The sequence below is a fragment of the Microbacterium sp. C-MGS6 genome (genome assembly GCF_058140415.1).
In genome coordinates this window covers 1,452,397-1,468,373 of sequence record NZ_CM176934.1, presented here as the reverse complement: position 1 = coordinate 1,468,373, position 15,977 = coordinate 1,452,397, and the positions used below count along the sequence as shown (strand labels likewise).

Genomic DNA, 15,977 nt, shown 5'->3' with positions numbered 1-15,977 from the left:
CCCGTGCCGCTGACCGTCATCGCCGGTCCAGCGCCGGGAGGACCACCCTCCGGGGAGGGCGGTCTCCGATCACGGACCAGGCCCGCCCGGCGTCCGGTCGCGCGTACGGCGGCTGAGCGCGGATGCCGACGAGCTGGCGGAGCTCGCCGGGCCGCTCCGCCCGGATGAGCACCTCCCCCTGCGATCGCACCCGCTGCCACAGTGCCCACTGACGCTGCCAGTTCTCGGCATCGCCCACCAGCACGAGCGGTCGCCCCGTTCCGCTCACCTCCGGACCCACCGCCTGTACGTCGCAGCCGGGATGCGCGGCCGCCAACGCCGCGACGACGCCGACGACGCCCGGGGTGACCAACGCCGTGATCTCCGCCTGCGGCACCCACACCGGCGTGGTCCCCCGCAGCTCTCCGGAGCGCGACTCCACCCCGGGACCCTCGACCCAGGCGAACTGCATCTCCCGCTCTCCGCACACGGCCCTCCCCGGCGGACGATCGCGTCGGAAGTGAGCGACCTCGCCGCCCGCGGCGATGTGCTCGACGCGGGTCGGCATCCGCAGCAGGGCCCGACGCGGGAGTGCCTCCAGCACGCGGGCCAGCGGACCCGTCGCCCGACCGGCCGCGAGCACCCAGGTGACGGTGGCCGATGATCGCACCAGCTGCTCCCACCGCTGGACGAACTCGTGGCCGACGTCGAGAGGCAGGCGCGCGTGGAGCAGATCGAGATCATCCGCGAGCACGACGTCGGGTGGCGCCGTGCCGCCCTCGACCCACGCGGCAAGCAGGTCGACGGCCGCTTCGGGATCATCCGGGAACCACGCGCTGTGGCGATGCTGCGCTGCGATCACACGCAAGGCTGTCGTCCGCCCCGTTCCCGGGGCGCCGAGGACCACGAGCCCGCGGTCGCGGCCAGGATGCAGAATCTCCAGCGGCTGCGCCTGATTCTCGGGCTCGTCAGCGCGTCCGAGCACCAGGGAGGGCCCGGCTTCCGAAGGCGCGGACCCTGCCCGAGCGGTCAGCAGCGCGTCGAGCGGCAGGCGCGTCGGGAGAGCGGGTCGCCACGGAGGTGGAGACGTCGGCGCTCCCGCCCATCGCTGCGCGATCCGTCGGATGACGTCGTCATCGGTGAGGGCGATGCGCACCGGCAGCGGCTCGTCGTCCTGCGGGCGACGGAGGAGCGCACGGCCTCGGCCCTCCGCTCCGCCGGGAAGCTCGGCGGCGCCGGAGGTGCCGAGCATCGCCCTGCTGTCAGAAGTCTCGGCGACGCGCAGGCTCAGCCGCAGCGGGCAGTTCGTCGCGAGCGCATCGCGAATGACCCCGGCGGCGCGCTGCGTGCCGAGGACCAGGTGCATGCCCAGGGCGCGCCCCCGCGCCGCGACGTCGGTGAACACCGCCGCCAGCTCTGTGTGCTCCTGCAGCAGGGCGGCGAACTCGTCGACGACGATCAGGAGTCGGGGAAGGTCGGTCTCACGCACGTCGCGCGCCTGCGCCGCCGCGAGGGCACCCTCACGGCGGCGCATCTCTGCGACCAGGCTGGCGACGCCGCGCCGCGCCTCCGTCTCGTCGAGGTCCGTGAGGACGCCGACGACCTGCGGCAGCTCACGCAGGCGATCGAAGGCCGTCCCTCCTTTGAAGTCCGCGAGGAGGACACTCACCCGCTCCGGCCCGTACCCCGCGCAGACGGCGGCGACCCATGTGATGAGGAGTTCGCTCTTGCCTGTCCCCGTCATCCCCGTCACGATCGCGTGCGGGCCGTCCTCGACGATGTCGGCCATCACCGGGGCATCGTGTGCTCCGCGACCGAGCGCCACGAGGAGGCCTGGGCCCACCGGTGGCTGCGGAAGGTCCCGGAGCGCCACCGCCGCCCCGGTCGCCTCCGTCGCGGACCCTTTCCCGCCGCACAGCTCGGCGGCCGCCGTCGCCTGCGCCGACGACAGGTACTCGACGTCCACCCCGTCCTCGCCGTCCGGGGTGCGCAGAGTCGCCGCACCGGGTTCCACGATGTCGACCACCGTCGTGATGCCGTCCGGAACGTCCGCACCGGTCGGCAGGGTCCAGATCACCGCATCGGCGCTCGGGGCCGATGCGGCCTCCTCTGCGAGGGCGAGCCGGAAACCACCGCGTCGCGCCTGCTGCATGTGCGGGAAGCCCGCCAGCGCCCCGTCCCGCGCCGGGTCGCCGACGAGGGAGAGCACACTCGGGGAGAAGCGGAGACAGAGCTGGACGACGAGCGCACGTGCGGCGGCCCTGGCGAGCGGCTGCGGGCCCCGCAGGCATACTCCTCGACCGAGGAGGACGACCCGCGGCGCGTCTTCCAGGACACCGCACCGGCGGCGGAACGCAGCGGCGCGCTCGTCGTCACCGCCCTCGCAGCGCACGGTGCTGACCCGGGATCCGCGTCCCACGACGAGCGGAGTGTCGTGGTCGGGCGGCCGGGCATCCTGCAACGGGCGGCTGCGCAGACACGAGGCGGCATCCGGGTGACGACGTTCCTCGTCTGCGCGCTCCTCCGCGTGGCGGCGGTGCAGCTGGGCTTCGACCTCTGCCCATGCGGCGTCCATCCGGAGCACCTCGGCTCGCCGTTCGCGACGACGTCCGCGGGCTGCGTCGAGGAGCGACGCGCCCAGCATCAGCGGCCCGAGAGCCGCGAACCAGAGCGCATGCAGCGCACCGGTCGTGAACCAGAGAGCCAGACCGACTCCCACGGGGACGACGGCGGCGATGAGGGGAAGCGGGCGCCGCCGGGCCGGCGCCATGGCGGACGGGAGGACCAGGGGCGAGGAGTGCATGCCTCCAGTGGAGCTCACCGCCGGGGCGGATAGGGCCTCTCCACAGGGTCCGGAGCGCTACTCCCCCGAGTCCGCGGGTGGGGAGGAAGGATCCTCGGGATCGTCGACCTGCAGCACGATCACGGTGACGTTGTCGCGCCCTCCGTTGTCGAGGGCCGCCGCGAGCATCGCGTCGACGCTCTCCGCGGGGTCGGCATGAGCGCGGAGGAAGTGCTGGATGCCGTAGTCCGTGAGCTCCTTCGTGAGACCGTCGGAGCAGATGACGAAACGGTCGCCCGGCCGCACGTCGATGGTGACGTAGTCCGGCGCCGTGAGCTCGCTCGCACCGACCGCGCGGGTGATCACGTTGCTGTACGGGTGGCCCTCCGCCTCTTCGGGACTGAGCTTGCCGGCGGTGATGAGCTCCTGCACAACGGAGTGATCGGTCGTGACCTGCAGCAGCCGGTCGTCGCGCAGCAGGTACACGCGCGAGTCACCGATGTTCAGTGCCACCCAGTGCGGCTCGTCTCCCTGTTCGTCCAGGTAGACGCCGGTGAGCGTGGTGCCGGTCCCCTCGTCGGTGGTGTCCGGGTGCTCGGCGATGTCGTCTACCGCGAGCGCGAGAGCCTTCTCGATCGCGGAGGGGGTGACGTCGTCGGCATCGACCATCGCCCGCAGGCGCGCGACTGTGCTCTGACTCGCGATCTCCCCGCCGGCATGACCTCCCATGCCGTCCGCGACGATGAAGAGCGGGTACTCGGCGAGGAGGGCGTCCTGATTCGTCTCCCGGCGGCGCCCCTGGTCGGTGACGCCGGCCCAGGACAGCCGCAACGGACGATGCGCAACCGTGAGGGTGTGCGTCTTGGTCTCAGCCACGAACTGCCTCCGATGGACCTGCGGCGGATGGGGCGGGCGCAGGATACTCACACATCGTAGTGGAACTCGCTCCTCGGGACCGCACCGGGATGGCGGTGGACGGGGCGCGGGGCGACGGGAGGAGGGACGACTTCCCTCCGCTGCGACGAGTCCATGTCTCCACGTTAGCGGCATGTGGGGACACGGAGGAGCCACGGACGCGAAGAACCCCCGATCCGAAGACCGGGGGTTCTCCTCACGTCGTCACGCAGGCGGCTGCGTGGGATCGTTCGGTGTGGTCGGCGGAGCCGGAGGAGCGGCGGGAGGAGCCGCGGGCGGGGCCGGAGGCGTCGTGGGCGGAGCCGCGGGAGGCGCCGGAGGCGTCGTGGGCGGCACCGGAGGGATCGGCGCACCCGTCGCCGGGGCGGCGGGGCCGGCGGGCGGCGCGTAGCCGGGTGCCGAAGGCGGCGTGTACGCCTGCGTCGGCGGCGCGTAGCCCTGCGGCGGGGTGCCGTAGCCCTGCGGTGCCCCATATCCCTGCGGCGCACCGTAGCCCTGCTGCGGGGCGGCCGCTGCCGGCTGGACGGGAATGCCGTCCCACACCGTGCGGTCGCCGAGGAAGCCGTTACCCGCCCAGGAGGCCGGCTGGATGTTCGGGTTCCAGCGCGACTTGTCGAACGCGTTGATACCGAGCCAGACGACGGAGAGGAAGACGTAGAGGACGACCCAGACGGCGTCCTTCTGGAGCTTGAGGCCCACGCGCCACGCGGCGATGACCGAGAGCACCGAGAGCGCGAGCGAGAACAGGAAGCCGATGCCGATCCAGCTCAGCAGGGCCGTGCCGGCGATGCCGTACAGGACGAGCCACGGGCTCAGGTCACCGAGCTTGAAGAAGATCATCATGTTGTAGACGGGCACCCAGGCACGCCAGTTGCCCTGCACGCCGGCCTTCTGGAAGATCTTCATGTAGAAGAGCGACACCAGGACGTACCCGGCGACCGCGATCAGCAGAATGACGAAGAAGTAGGCGAAGAGCAGGCCGAGATAGCCCGCTCCGTAGTCGTCGTAACCCATGAGGCTCACATTCTCTGGTCAGGGGAGACGGCTCTCGTCCCCCGCCACGAGACTCCCCGCCTCGCATTGGACATGGTAGCGGTGCGCCCAGGGGGCGGCAACGACCGCCGGGGGCGATTCGCCGGCCTCGGGACCGTCAGTCGGCGACGACCAGCTCGATCTCCCCCGGTGCGGCGCCGTCCCGCAGAACGACGTCGTGCGCCCGCGCCCACCGGTGCAGCCCTCGGAGCGAGCCGAGACGCGGCCGGTCCTCGGAAAGTGCCCGGACGAGCAGCCCCTTGGACTTCTTGTTGAAGTGGTTCAGCGCCCTCCCCTGCGCCGTGACGACCCGCACGTACACGGACGGCACCCCGGCCGGCACGGGTCCGAGTGCCGCGTACGCCTCGCTGCGCAGATCGAGCACGAAAGCCGGGGCATCGGCCGCGATCGCCGCCGCCGTCGGATCGGCCCAGTGGCGACGCAGCGGCGGCATCCCCGGAAGCGTGGTGCCGGCTGCCAGGCGATAGGTCGGGATCGCGTCCAGGGCCGCGACCGGGCCGAACGGAGCGCTGTGAATCCACACGTGGGCGTCCAGCCAGCGACGGGAGGCGGTCGAGAGCGACGCCGCGTCGAGGGCGTCGAACAGTACACCGGTGTAGCGGTCCACCGCGGGCATCGTGGGCGCGCTCCTCATGACACGGTTGTGCGCGATGTCCCCCCGCTGCCGATCGCTCAGCTTCAGCACGCGCCGGCTCGCGTCCTCATCGGCGGCGAGAGCGACGAGAGCGTCGATCACGGCGGTCCGCTGCGGTGTGAGGTCCGGGAGTGCCAGCGCGGGCACATCCAGCGGGCCGCCGTCACCGCCCTCGCGCTTGGTCTCGGACGGCGGAAGCAGGATCTTCATGGGACCTCAGGGGAAAGAGACGCGTCCGCCTCGACACCCGGGCGGGTGTCGAGGCGGACGCGATGTACAGGACTGTCAGGAGATGAGTGCCGCGTTGCCGGCCACGATCGTCAGGACGTCGCCCTCCATGGAGAGGAAGCCGTCCTGCGCGTTCGCCAGCACCTTGGCGCCATCCGTCTGGGTGATCCGGACCTGACCCTCGGCGAGGATGGCCAGCACCGGCTCGTGACCGGACATGAAGCCGATCTCGCCCTCGACGGTCTTGGCGACGACGAGGCTCGCCTCTCCCGTCCAGACCTCCGCGTCGGCGGAGACGAGGCTGACATGCAGCGCCATGGTCAGGCGTTCTCCTTCTGGATCTGCGCCCAGCGCTCCTCCACGTCGGAGATGCCACCGACGTTGAAGAAGGCCTGCTCGGCGACGTGGTCGAAGTCACCCCGGGTGATCGCATCGAACGACTCGATGGTCTCCTTCAGCGGCACGGTCGAGCCCTCGACGCCCGTGAACTTCTTCGCCATGTAGGTGTTCTGCGAGAGGAACTGCTGGATGCGACGTGCACGCGACACGACGATCTTGTCTTCCTCGGAGAGCTCGTCGACACCGAGGATCGCGATGATCTCCTGCAGCTCCTTGTTCTTCTGGAGGATCTGCTTCACCGTCGTGGCCACGCGGTAGTGGTCCTCGCCCAAGTAGCGGGGGTCCATGATGCGCGACGTCGAGGTCAGCGGGTCGATGGCCGGGTACAGACCCTTCGACGCGATCTCACGGGAGAGCTCGGTCGTCGCGTCGAGGTGCGCGAAGGTCGTGGCCGGGGCCGGGTCGGTGTAGTCGTCGGCTGGCACGTAGATCGCCTGCAGCGAGGTGATCGAGTGACCGCGCGTCGAGGTGATGCGCTCCTGCAGGAGGCCCATCTCGTCGGCGAGGTTCGGCTGGTAACCCACGGCGGAGGGCATGCGGCCCAGCAGCGTGGAGACCTCGGAACCGGCCTGCGTGAAGCGGAAGATGTTGTCGATGAAGAGCAGCACGTCCTGCTTCTGCACGTCACGGAAGTACTCCGCCATCGTCAGAGCCGACAGGGCGACGCGCAGACGCGTCCCCGGCGGCTCGTCCATCTGGCCGAAGACGAGGGCGGTCTTGTCGAAGACGCCCGCCTCCTCCATCTCGTGGATGAGGTCGTTGCCCTCACGGGTGCGCTCACCGACACCGGCGAACACCGACACACCACCGTGGTCCTGCGCGACGCGCTGGATCATCTCCTGGATGAGGACGGTCTTGCCGACACCGGCACCACCGAAGAGACCGATCTTGCCACCCAGCACGTACGGGGTGAGGAGGTCGATCGACTTGATGCCCGTCTCGAACATCTGCGTCTTCGACTCGAGCTGGTCGAAGTTCGGGGCCTTGCGGTGGATGGGCCAGCGCTCGGTGACCTCGATGGTCTCGCCGGGTTCGAGGTTCAGCACCTCGCCGATCACGTTGAAGACCTTGCCCTTGGTCACGTCGCCGACGGGGACCGAGATGGCCTCACCGGTGTCGCGCACCTCCTGACCGCGGACGATGCCGTCGGTCGGCTTCAGGGCGATGGCGCGGACCAGGTCGTCGCCGAGGTGCTGCGCGACCTCGAGCGTGATCTCGGTGGACTCCTCGCCCATCACGATGGTGGTCTTCAGGGCGTTGTAGATGTCGGGGATCGAGTCGTGCGGGAACTCGATGTCGACAACCGGACCGTTGACGCGGGCGACGCGCCCGACGACCGCGGTCGCCGGCTGCTCAGCCGTGGCGGTGGTGGTCATTTCTTCGTCTCTTTCCTGAGGGTCTGTCAGCTCGATGCGAGAGCGTCGGCGCCACCGACGATCTCGGCGATCTGCTGGGTGATCTCGGCCTGACGCGCGTTGTTGCGCAGGCGGGTGTAGTCGGTGATGAGCTTGTCGGCGTTGTCGCTGGCCGACTTCATCGCCTTCTGCGTCGCGGCCTGCTTGGCGGCGGACGACTGCAGGAGGGCGTTGAAGACGCGGCTCTGGATGTACACCGGCAGGATCGCGTCGAGCACCGTCTCGGCGTCGGGCTCGAACTCGTACAGCGGGTAGACGGTGCTGCCCGCCTCCGAGTCGTCGGCCTCCGCGATCTCCAGCGGCAGCAGGCGCACGGACTCCGGCGACTGCGTCATCATGCTGACGAAGCGGTTGTACACGAGGTGGATCTCGTCGACGCCGCCGTCCTCGCCGCCACGGTTGAAGGCCTCGAGAAGCGTCTGCGAGATCTCCTCCGCCGTGTGGAACGAGGGGGTGTCGGTGTCGCCGGTCCACTCTGCAGCGGCCGCGATGCGACGGAACTGGAAGTACCCGACGGCCTTGCGGCCCACGAGGTAGAACACCGGCTCCTTGCCCTGCTCGCGCAGGAGCTCCGCGACCTCGAGACCCTCACGGAGGATCTGCGAGTTGAAGGCTCCGGCGAGACCGCGGTCCGACGAGAAGATCACGACCGCGGAGCGGCGGATCGTCTCGGGCTCGCGGGTGAGCGGGTGGTCGACGTTCGAGTGCGTCGCGACGGCGGACACGGCCCTCGTCACGGCCCGCGCGAAGGGGGTGGACGCCTTGACGCGTGCCATCGCCTTCTGGATGCGCGAAGCCGCGATGAGTTCCATCGCCTTCGTGATCTTCTTGGTCGTCTGAGCAGAAGAGATCTTCTGCTTGTAGACCCTGAGTTGAGCGCCCATGAATCAGTACCTCACGCGGTTACGCGCGACGACCCTTGACGATCTTCTCCTGGTTGACGTCCTCGGCCTCGGCCGCAGCGTGCTCCTCGTGGCCAGGGGCGCCGATGGCGTGGCCCTTGCCGCCCTGGAACTCCAGGAGGAAGTTGTCGGTCTGCTTGTCGAGCTCGGCGACGGTGGCGTCGTCCAGCACGTTGGTCTCCCGCAGCGTGTCGAGCACCTTCGTGTTGCGACGCAGGTAGTCGAGCAGCTCGCGCTCGAAGCGCAGCACGTCCTCGACCTCGATCGAGTCGAGCTTGCCGTTGGTGCCGGCCCAGATCGAGACGACCTGCTCCTCCACCGGGTACGGCGAGTACTGCGGCTGCTTGAGCAGCTCGGTCAGACGGGCACCGCGCGAGAGCTGACGACGCGAAGCGGCGTCGAGGTCCGATGCGAACATCGCGAACGCCTCGAGCGAGCGGTACTGCGCCAGCTCCAGCTTCAACGTTCCGGAGACCTTCTTGATCGACTTCACCTGAGCGTCACCACCGACACGCGACACCGAGATACCCACGTCGACCGCAGGACGCTGGTTGGCGTTGAAGAGGTCGGACTGCAGGAAGATCTGGCCGTCGGTGATCGAGATCACGTTGGTCGGGATGTACGCCGAGACGTCGTTCGCCTTGGTCTCGATGATCGGAAGACCGGTCATCGAACCCGCACCGAGCTCGTCGGACAGCTTCGCGCACCGCTCGAGCAGACGGGAGTGCAGGTAGAAGACGTCGCCAGGGTATGCCTCGCGGCCCGGCGGGCGGCGCAGCAGCAGGGAGACGGCACGGTAGGCCTCGGCCTGCTTCGACAGGTCGTCGAAGATGATGAGGACGTGCTTGCCGCCGTACATCCAGTGCTGACCGATGGCCGAACCGGTGTACGGAGCGAGGTACTTGAAGCCGGCGGGGTCGGACGCCGGAGCAGCCACGATGGTGGTGTACTCCAGAGCGCCGGCCTCCTCGAGCGCGCCCTTCACCGAAGCGATGGTCGAGCCCTTCTGACCGATGGCGACGTAGATGCAGCGGACCTGCTTGTTGACGTCGCCGGACTCCCAGTTGGCCTTCTGGTTGATGATCGTGTCGATCGCGATGGCCGTCTTGCCGGTCTGGCGGTCGCCGATGATGAGCTGGCGCTGGCCGCGGCCGACCGGGATCATCGCGTCGATGGCCTTGATGCCGGTCTGCATGGGCTCGTGCACCGACTTGCGCTGCATGACGCCGGGGGCCTGGAGCTCGAGCTCGCGGACACCCTCGGTCGCGATCGCGCCGAGGCCGTCGATCGGGTTGCCGAGCGGGTCGACGACACGGCCGAGGTAGCCGTCACCGACCGGGACGGAGAGGACCTCACCCGTGCGGGTGACTTCCTGACCGGCCTCGATGCCGGTGAAGTCGCCGAGGACGACGACACCGATCTCGTGCTCGTCGAGGTTCAGCGCGAGACCCTTGGTGCCGTCGGCGAAGGTCACGAGCTCGTTCGCCATCACGCCGGGAAGTCCCTCGACGTGAGCGATGCCGTCGGCGGCGTCGATGACGGTGCCGACCTCGGTCGCCGCGGCCCCGGTGGGCTCGTACGCGGCGGCGAAATCCTTCAGCGCGTCACGGATGACGTCGGGGCTGATCGATAGTTCTGCCATTGTCTTCCCTTTGTATCTGGGTGCGCGGTTCCCCGCGCGAAGTCGTGTTAGCCCGCGAGCTTCTGGCGAAGGTCGGCGAGTCGTGCGGAGATGCTGCCGTCGATGACGTCATCGGCGATCTGCACGCGCAGGCCTCCGACGACGCTGGGGTCGATGACGACGTTGAGGGACACCTGGCCGCCGTATCGCTGCGAGAGCGTCTGGCCGAGTCGCGTGCGCTGCGCGTCGCTGAGCTCGGTCGCCGTGTGCACCGTGGCCACGAGGCGACCGCGCTGGTTCGAGACGATACGCATCGCCCGGCTCAGCAGCTGCCGCACCCGGCGCTCGCGCGGCTGACGCACGAGGGACGTGACGATGAAGGCCGTCGGAGCGCTGGCGGAGGCATCGACGAGGAGACGCTCGACCAGGGCGGCCTTGGCGTCCTCTCCCCCGAGCCGGCTGCCGAGCGCGAGCTCGAGCTCCGGGTTCGCCGCGATCACCCGCGAGAAGCCGAAGAGCTCGCCCTCGATGTCCGCGCCGGGCTCGGCGATGGTCGCCGCCCGGATCGCGAGCTCCTCGAGACCGTCGATCAGCTCGGAGGCGTTCGACCAGCGTTCGGCGACAGCGGTGCGCAGGACATCCTGCGCCGCGGAGCCGTACTGCCCGAACACCGCGGACACGACGTTCTGCCGCGCCGAGGTCGGAGCCGAGGGGTCAGCCAGCGCGCCGCTCAGCTGAGACGATTCGCCCACGGCCCGCGCGGCCGCGAACAGCTCGCGCGCGGTCTCGAGGGTGACGTCCTTCGCTGCGGCAAGCGTCTGAGTGGATGCCGCGAGTGCCTGAGCGGTCGCGCTGCCCATTACGACTGCCCGCCCGGGACCTGAGCCTGTCGAAGGTCGGATGCTTCGAGATCGGCGAGGAAGCGGTCGACCACAGCGGCCGCGCGGGCGTCGTCGGAGAGCGTCTCGCCGACCACGCCGCCGGCGAGGTCCAGAGCGAGCGAGCCGACCTCGCTGCGCAGGGAGACGAGAGCCGTCTGGCGCTCTGCCTCGATCTGCGTGTGCGCGGTGGCGGTCAGACGCGCGGCCTCGCTGGCTGCGGTCTCCTTCGCCTCGGCGATGATCTTCTTGCCGTCCTCACGGGCGGCCTCACGGATCTCACCGGCCTCGGTGCGTGCCTCGGCCAGCTGTCGGGTGTACTCCTCGAGAGCCGCTTCCGCCTGCTTCTGCGCCTCATCGGCCTTGGCGATGTTGCCCTCGATGGCGGCGGACCGCTCGTCGAGCATCTTCGTCAGACGAGGAAGGGCGACCTTCCAGACGACGGCGAGGATGATGAGGAACCAGAAGCCCGACCAGATGATGTCGTACCACGCGGGGATCAGCGGGTTGTTCGCCGCCTCACCCTCAGCCGCGAGGTTCGTGACAAGAGCGTTCAGCATCCTGTCTCCTTCAGAAGTCGGTGGGGATTACGGGAAGGGGATGAATCCGACGGCGATGCCGACGAACGCAAGCGCCTCGGTGAAGGCGATACCGATCCACATGAGGACCTGCAGGCGACCGGCCAGCTCGGGCTGACGGGCGACGCCCTCGATGGTCTTGCCGACCACGATGCCCACACCGATGGCCGGGCCGATGGCCGCGAGGCCGTAGCCGACCGCCGCGAGGTGGCCGTTGATTTCAGCGAGAACCGTAGTTGCGTCCACGGGTTTTTCCTTTCGTTGGGTGGGAGGGCTGTTGCCCGCCCGCTCAGTGCTCTTCTGCGACCGCGAGCTGGATGTAGACCGCGGTGAGGACGGTGAAGACGTAGGCCTGCAGGACGGCGACCAGGATCTCGAAGAGAGTGAAGGCACCGCCGAAGGCGAGGGTTCCGATACCGAGGGCAGCCCAGCCGCCGCCCGCGGTGAAGAAGAAGAACTGGGTCGCCGCGAAGCAGAGGACCAGGATCATGTGGCCGACGACGAGGTTCATCAGCAGTCGCAGGGTGAGGGTCACCGGGCGGATGATGAACGTCGAGATGAGCTCGATCGGCGTGACGATGAAGTAGACCGGCCACGGCACGCCGGACGGGAAGAGCGCGTTCTTGAAGAAGTTCTTCGGGCTCTTCTTGATGCCGGCGTAGATGAACGTGACGTAGCTGACCACGGCGAGCGTGAGCGGCACCGCGATGATCGCCGTTCCCGGCATGTTCAGGAACGGGATGATTCCCGTCACGTTCATGAACAGCACCATGAAGAAGATCGTGGTGAGGATCGGCAGGAAGCGGTCGCCGTCCTTGCGGCCGAGCAGGTCGTGCGCGATGCCGCCGCGGACGAAGCCGAGGCCCATCTCGACGAGGCTCTGGAACCGGCCGGGCACGACCTTCATGCGGCGGGTGCCGAGCCAGAGGATCAGGACGACGGCGATCACGGAGAGCAACTGGATCAGGTGGATCCGGTTGACCGGGATGGGTCCGACGTGGAAGAGGATCTCCGGGAAGAACTCATCGATCGAAGGGCCGTGGAACTCGCCATCAGAGGACGCGAGTCGGGGGGTCAGGGTCGCAGCAAGATTAAACAGCGCGGGCTCCAGCTTCGGGGCACCGGTCAGAACCGGGGCGACGATGGTCGGTGTGCTACACAGCGCAAGCGCTCGCGGGCGAGCGGCGGGCACTCCTCAACACTATCAGAATCCAAGGGTGCCCTAAGACCGCGGGGCCGCGTCCGCAGGGCCGTCGGAGGCATCGTTCACCGCTCCGGGGGCGCGGTCCTCCGGCACCTCGGTGGGCAGCGTGGTGTCGCTGACGTTCGGCAGCCGCATCTGGGTGAGAACGACGACGTCGATGATGAGGGACATGAGCACCCCCGCGACGATCGACAGGAAGAACACCATCGGCTCGATCCACGGCTGTCCGGCGAGCAGGATCATCACGACGACGAAGACCCCGAGCTTCAGCAGCCACCCGCCCAGCACGATCGCGAAGAAGAGCTGCACGTACAGCGGATCGCCGTACCACCGGTTGGCGATGAGGATGCTCAGCCCGGTGATCCCGAGGAACAGCGCGGCGAGGAGGACACCGAGGAGACCGCTGACCAGCCCCTCCCCCTGCGCGACGGCGAAGCCGATCCCGCCGGCGACGAGCGCCAGCACGACGGTGGCCACCGCCGACCAGACGAGGGTGCGACGCAGGATCGGGGTGCTGGAAACGGGGCTCGGGCTCATCGGGGCTCCAGGGGGATCGGGTCGGGCGCGACGCCCGCGGCGGTCTTGCGTCGGCGGGTGGGACTCAGGGTGATGACGAGGCATGCAGCGATGCCGACGACCCCGAACGCGACACCCGGAAGGTACTGGCCGGGCCAGTCCTCTCGGGCGCCGACGTACATCAGGAGGACGGCGAGGGAGATGACGGCCGTCCAGGCGTAGAAGATCAGGACCGCGTCGCGGTCGCGGTGGCCGAGGTCGAGCATCCGGTGATGCAGGTGCTTGCGGTCCGGCGAGAACGGCGATCGCCCCGCGCTCATCCGACGCAGCACGGCGAGGCCGAAGTCCAGCAGCGGGAGGAGCACGACCAGCAACGGGAGCAGGATCGGCAGGAAGGCGCCGACCAGCTGCGAACGCCCCAGACGCTCCGGGTCCAGGGCGGACGGATCCATCTGCCCGGTGATCGCGATGGCCGAGGTCGCCATGAGCAGACCGATCACGAGAGCACCGGAGTCGCCCATGAACAGCTTCGCCGGGCTCCAGTTCAGCGGGAGGAAACCGAGGCAGGCGCCGATGAGGACCGCGGCGAGAAACGTGGAGAGGTTGAAGTAGCTCGACGCCCCGGAGTCCCGCGTGAAGATATACGAGTACGCGAAGAAGACGCCGTTCGAGATCAGGCAGACGCCGGCGACGAGACCGTCGAGACCGTCGATGAAGTTCACGGCGTTCATGACGATCACGATCGCGAACATGGTGATCGTGATGCTCAGCCAGCTCGACACGACGATCAGGTCGCCGAACGGCAGGGAGAGGATCTGCAGGCCGCCGCCCACCGTGATGATGCCGGCGGCGAGGAACTGCGCTCCCAGCTTGATCATCCAGTCGATGTCCCAGAGGTCGTCCATGACCCCGATCACGGCGATGAGCAGCGCCGCCGCCAGGATCGACCACATGGTCTGCGGCGGCGTCCAGATGCTCTGGAAGAACGGGTTCGTGGCGGACACGGCGAAGGCGGCGACGATGCCGAGGAAGATCGCGACGCCGCCGAGTCGGGGCGTGGGCGTGGTGTGCACGTCGCGTTCGCGGATGCCGGGATACAGCTTGAAGCGGAGGCTCAGCCGCCACACCGCCCAGGTCAGCACGAAGGTGATCGCGGCGGTGACGATGATCGTGAAGAGGTACTGCTTCACGAATCCTCGTCCTGCGGGTCCGGCTCGAGCAGGTCGCCCAGGACCTCGCGCAGCTGCTCCCTGGTCACGACGCCGTCCCGCAGGATCCGGACGGCGCCCTGCTCGGCGTCACCCGCGCGGCGGACGAGCGAGGTCGCATCGATGATCGTGGACGCGACGCCGTCCTTGCTCATGCCGTCGTCCAGATACACCGCGACGCTGTCGCCCAGCATCTTCTCCGCGTCGAGCGCGGAGATCGCTGCCGCCTTGCCGGTGAGGTTGGCACTGGACACCGCGAGCGGTCCGGTCTCGGCCAGCAGCTCGAGCACCACCCGCCCCTCGGGCATGCGGACGGCGACCGTGCCCTTGGTCTCCCCCAGATCCCACACCAGCGAGGGCTGCGCCGGCAGCACGATCGTGAGCCCCCCGGGCCAGAACGCGTCGACGAGACGCTGGACGGGCTCCGGAACAGCCTCCGCGAGGGCCGTCAGCGTCTCCTTCGTGCCGACGAGCACGGGCGGCGGCTGATTGCGGCCGCGACCCTTGGCGTCCAGGAGGCGCTGCACCGCAGGCGGCGAGAAGGCGTCGGCGGCGACGCCGTAGACGGTGTCGGTGGGGATGACGATGAGGTCGCCGCGGCCGATCGCCTGGCGCGCATTGCGCATCCCGGCGAGCAGCTGCGCCTCGTCGCTGCAGTCGAAGATGGGGGACATGACGGTTCGATTCTACGCGGGGCGGGTTCGGGACGAGCTCGACGTCTGCTGATCAGGGGCGGACGGCGGTGGTGGCGCGGTCGCGCAGCGTCAGATCGCGATGGGTGGCTGCGGCCCGCCATCCGTCAGCCGCGAGCAGCTCGCGGATCGGGGAGCCCTGCAGTTCTCCGTGCTCGATCACCAGCATGCCCCCCGGCCGCAGCAGACGCAGAGCCCTGGTGCTGAGCACACGGACGACGTCCAGCCCGTCCTCTCCGCCGTAGAGCGCGAGGGCGGGGTCGAACAGCCGGACCTCGGGGTCGCGCGGGATCGCCTGAGCGGGGACGTACGGAGGGTTCGAGATGACGACCGCGGCTGTGCCGTCCAGTTCGGGGAAGGCATCGGCGAGATCGGACAGCACGAGCGTGAGGTTCTCGACACCCTCGACGTTGCGACGGGCCCAGACATGGGCCTCCGGGGAGATCTCCGCGGCGTACACCCGGGCGTGCGGCACCTCGGTCGCCATCGCGAGCGCGATCGCCCCGCTGCCCGTGCCGAGATCGACGCCGATGGGGGACGGATCGCCCGATCCCAGAAGGGCGTCGATCGCATACTGCGCCACGGTCTCCGTCTCGGGCCGGGGGACGAAGACACCAGGGCCCACCGCGAGCTCCAGATGCCGGAACGGTGCGGTGCCGGTGAGATGCTGCAGGGGCTCACGGCCTGCGCGTCGGGCGACGAGCGCGTCCAAGGCGGTCGCGTCGTCGTCGTCGAGCCTGTCGCCTCGGACGATGGCCGCCTGCACCTCCCCGCGGCGCTGTCCTCGGACGTGTCCGGCGAGCAGCTCGGCGTCGACGAGGGGGTCGGGCACGCCGGCGTCGGCGAGACGCTGCGCCGCGGCGCGCACGGCCGCAGCGAGGGAGAGGTCGGGCATGGCTCCAGCGTAGAGTGCGCGCACGTCACAATGCCCCGTCCCCCCTCGGGCTCGCCTAGGCTGGATCGGCAGCGCACC

The 15,977-nt window shown here is 69.3% G+C and carries 16 protein-coding genes; all 16 read right to left on the bottom strand.

What is annotated here, in order from left to right:
- Positions 1-16 precede the first annotated feature (16 nt).
- Entirely contained in the window at positions 17-2,782 is a 2,766-nt protein-coding gene (locus tag AC3B5L_RS07005) for an FtsK/SpoIIIE domain-containing protein (protein ID WP_490096341.1), read from the bottom strand.
- 57 nt (positions 2,783-2,839) lie between these two features.
- Positions 2,840-3,637 carry a PP2C family protein-serine/threonine phosphatase gene (locus AC3B5L_RS07000; protein WP_187663825.1) on the bottom strand — a complete coding sequence of 266 codons (798 nt, stop codon included), beginning with the start codon at positions 3,635-3,637 and terminating at the stop codon, positions 2,840-2,842.
- A gap of 243 nt (positions 3,638-3,880) precedes the next feature.
- Positions 3,881-4,690 carry a large exoprotein gene (locus AC3B5L_RS06995; RefSeq protein ID WP_268776469.1) on the bottom strand — a complete coding sequence of 270 codons (810 nt, stop codon included), beginning with the start codon at positions 4,688-4,690 and terminating at the stop codon, positions 3,881-3,883.
- A gap of 136 nt (positions 4,691-4,826) precedes the next feature.
- Positions 4,827-5,573, bottom strand: coding sequence for a YaaA family protein (locus tag AC3B5L_RS06990; protein ID WP_259953680.1), 747 nt, complete (start codon positions 5,571-5,573; stop codon positions 4,827-4,829).
- A 75-nt stretch (positions 5,574-5,648) separates the two neighbouring features.
- A complete protein-coding gene (locus AC3B5L_RS06985; protein ID WP_025103153.1) occupies positions 5,649-5,909 on the bottom strand; it encodes a F0F1 ATP synthase subunit epsilon in 261 nt (86 codons plus the stop codon).
- A 2-nt stretch (positions 5,910-5,911) separates the two neighbouring features.
- On the bottom strand, positions 5,912-7,366 hold the full coding sequence (gene atpD, locus AC3B5L_RS06980; protein ID WP_187663822.1) for a F0F1 ATP synthase subunit beta: 1,455 nt from the start codon (positions 7,364-7,366) through the stop codon (positions 5,912-5,914).
- Between the two features lie 26 nt (positions 7,367-7,392).
- Positions 7,393-8,289, bottom strand: coding sequence for a F0F1 ATP synthase subunit gamma (locus AC3B5L_RS06975; protein ID WP_187663821.1), 897 nt, complete (start codon positions 8,287-8,289; stop codon positions 7,393-7,395).
- A gap of 19 nt (positions 8,290-8,308) precedes the next feature.
- Positions 8,309-9,949, bottom strand: coding sequence for a F0F1 ATP synthase subunit alpha (gene atpA / locus AC3B5L_RS06970; RefSeq protein ID WP_062634989.1), 1,641 nt, complete (start codon positions 9,947-9,949; stop codon positions 8,309-8,311).
- 47 nt (positions 9,950-9,996) lie between these two features.
- Entirely contained in the window at positions 9,997-10,788 is a 792-nt protein-coding gene (locus AC3B5L_RS06965) for a F0F1 ATP synthase subunit delta (RefSeq protein ID WP_292797898.1), read from the bottom strand.
- A complete protein-coding gene (locus AC3B5L_RS06960) occupies positions 10,788-11,366 on the bottom strand; it encodes a F0F1 ATP synthase subunit B (protein WP_060922506.1) in 579 nt (192 codons plus the stop codon). The genes AC3B5L_RS06965 and AC3B5L_RS06960 overlap by 1 nt, the downstream gene beginning before the upstream one ends.
- Positions 11,367-11,393: 27 nt before the next feature.
- On the bottom strand, positions 11,394-11,630 hold the full coding sequence (gene atpE / locus AC3B5L_RS06955; RefSeq protein WP_025103147.1) for an ATP synthase F0 subunit C: 237 nt from the start codon (positions 11,628-11,630) through the stop codon (positions 11,394-11,396).
- 43 nt (positions 11,631-11,673) lie between these two features.
- Positions 11,674-12,495, bottom strand: coding sequence for a F0F1 ATP synthase subunit A (gene atpB, locus AC3B5L_RS06950; RefSeq protein WP_136035259.1), 822 nt, complete (start codon positions 12,493-12,495; stop codon positions 11,674-11,676).
- A gap of 111 nt (positions 12,496-12,606) precedes the next feature.
- On the bottom strand, positions 12,607-13,125 hold the full coding sequence (locus tag AC3B5L_RS06945) for a Cg1360 family ATP-synthase-associated protein (RefSeq protein ID WP_187663819.1): 519 nt from the start codon (positions 13,123-13,125) through the stop codon (positions 12,607-12,609).
- Complete coding sequence (locus tag AC3B5L_RS06940; RefSeq protein WP_292797904.1) at positions 13,122-14,294, bottom strand: MraY family glycosyltransferase; 1,173 nt, start codon at positions 14,292-14,294, stop codon at positions 13,122-13,124. Before AC3B5L_RS06940 ends, AC3B5L_RS06945 begins: the two co-directional genes overlap by 4 nt.
- Positions 14,291-14,986: an L-threonylcarbamoyladenylate synthase gene (locus AC3B5L_RS06935; RefSeq protein ID WP_490096340.1), complete on the bottom strand. Its 696-nt coding sequence runs from the start codon at positions 14,984-14,986 to the stop codon at positions 14,291-14,293. Before AC3B5L_RS06935 ends, AC3B5L_RS06940 begins: the two co-directional genes overlap by 4 nt.
- 52 nt (positions 14,987-15,038) lie before the next feature.
- Positions 15,039-15,899 (bottom strand): peptide chain release factor N(5)-glutamine methyltransferase, encoded by an 861-nt coding sequence (gene prmC, locus AC3B5L_RS06930; RefSeq protein ID WP_292797908.1) that lies wholly within the window; start codon positions 15,897-15,899, stop codon positions 15,039-15,041.
- Positions 15,900-15,977 lie beyond the last annotated feature (78 nt).

Excerpts from the sequence above, each read along its gene's own strand:
- AC3B5L_RS07005 (WP_490096341.1), bottom strand. The coding sequence starts at position 2,782 with ATGCACTCCTCGCCCCTGGTCCTCCCGTCCGCCATGGCGCCGGCCCGG.
- AC3B5L_RS06995 (WP_268776469.1), bottom strand. The coding sequence starts at position 4,690 with ATGGGTTACGACGACTACGGAGCGGGCTATCTCGGCCTGCTCTTCGCC.
- AC3B5L_RS06990 (WP_259953680.1), bottom strand. The coding sequence starts at position 5,573 with ATGAAGATCCTGCTTCCGCCGTCCGAGACCAAGCGCGAGGGCGGTGAC.
- AC3B5L_RS06985 (WP_025103153.1), bottom strand. The coding sequence starts at position 5,909 with ATGGCGCTGCATGTCAGCCTCGTCTCCGCCGACGCGGAGGTCTGGACG.
- atpD (WP_187663822.1), bottom strand. The coding sequence starts at position 7,366 with ATGACCACCACCGCCACGGCTGAGCAGCCGGCGACCGCGGTCGTCGGG.
- AC3B5L_RS06975 (WP_187663821.1), bottom strand. The coding sequence starts at position 8,289 with ATGGGCGCTCAACTCAGGGTCTACAAGCAGAAGATCTCTTCTGCTCAG.
- atpA (WP_062634989.1), bottom strand. The coding sequence starts at position 9,949 with ATGGCAGAACTATCGATCAGCCCCGACGTCATCCGTGACGCGCTGAAG.
- AC3B5L_RS06965 (WP_292797898.1), bottom strand. The coding sequence starts at position 10,788 with ATGGGCAGCGCGACCGCTCAGGCACTCGCGGCATCCACTCAGACGCTT.
- AC3B5L_RS06960 (WP_060922506.1), bottom strand. The coding sequence starts at position 11,366 with ATGCTGAACGCTCTTGTCACGAACCTCGCGGCTGAGGGTGAGGCGGCG.
- AC3B5L_RS06945 (WP_187663819.1), bottom strand. The coding sequence starts at position 13,125 with ATGAGCCCGAGCCCCGTTTCCAGCACCCCGATCCTGCGTCGCACCCTC.
- AC3B5L_RS06935 (WP_490096340.1), bottom strand. The coding sequence starts at position 14,986 with ATGTCCCCCATCTTCGACTGCAGCGACGAGGCGCAGCTGCTCGCCGGG.
- prmC (WP_292797908.1), bottom strand. The coding sequence starts at position 15,899 with ATGCCCGACCTCTCCCTCGCTGCGGCCGTGCGCGCCGCGGCGCAGCGT.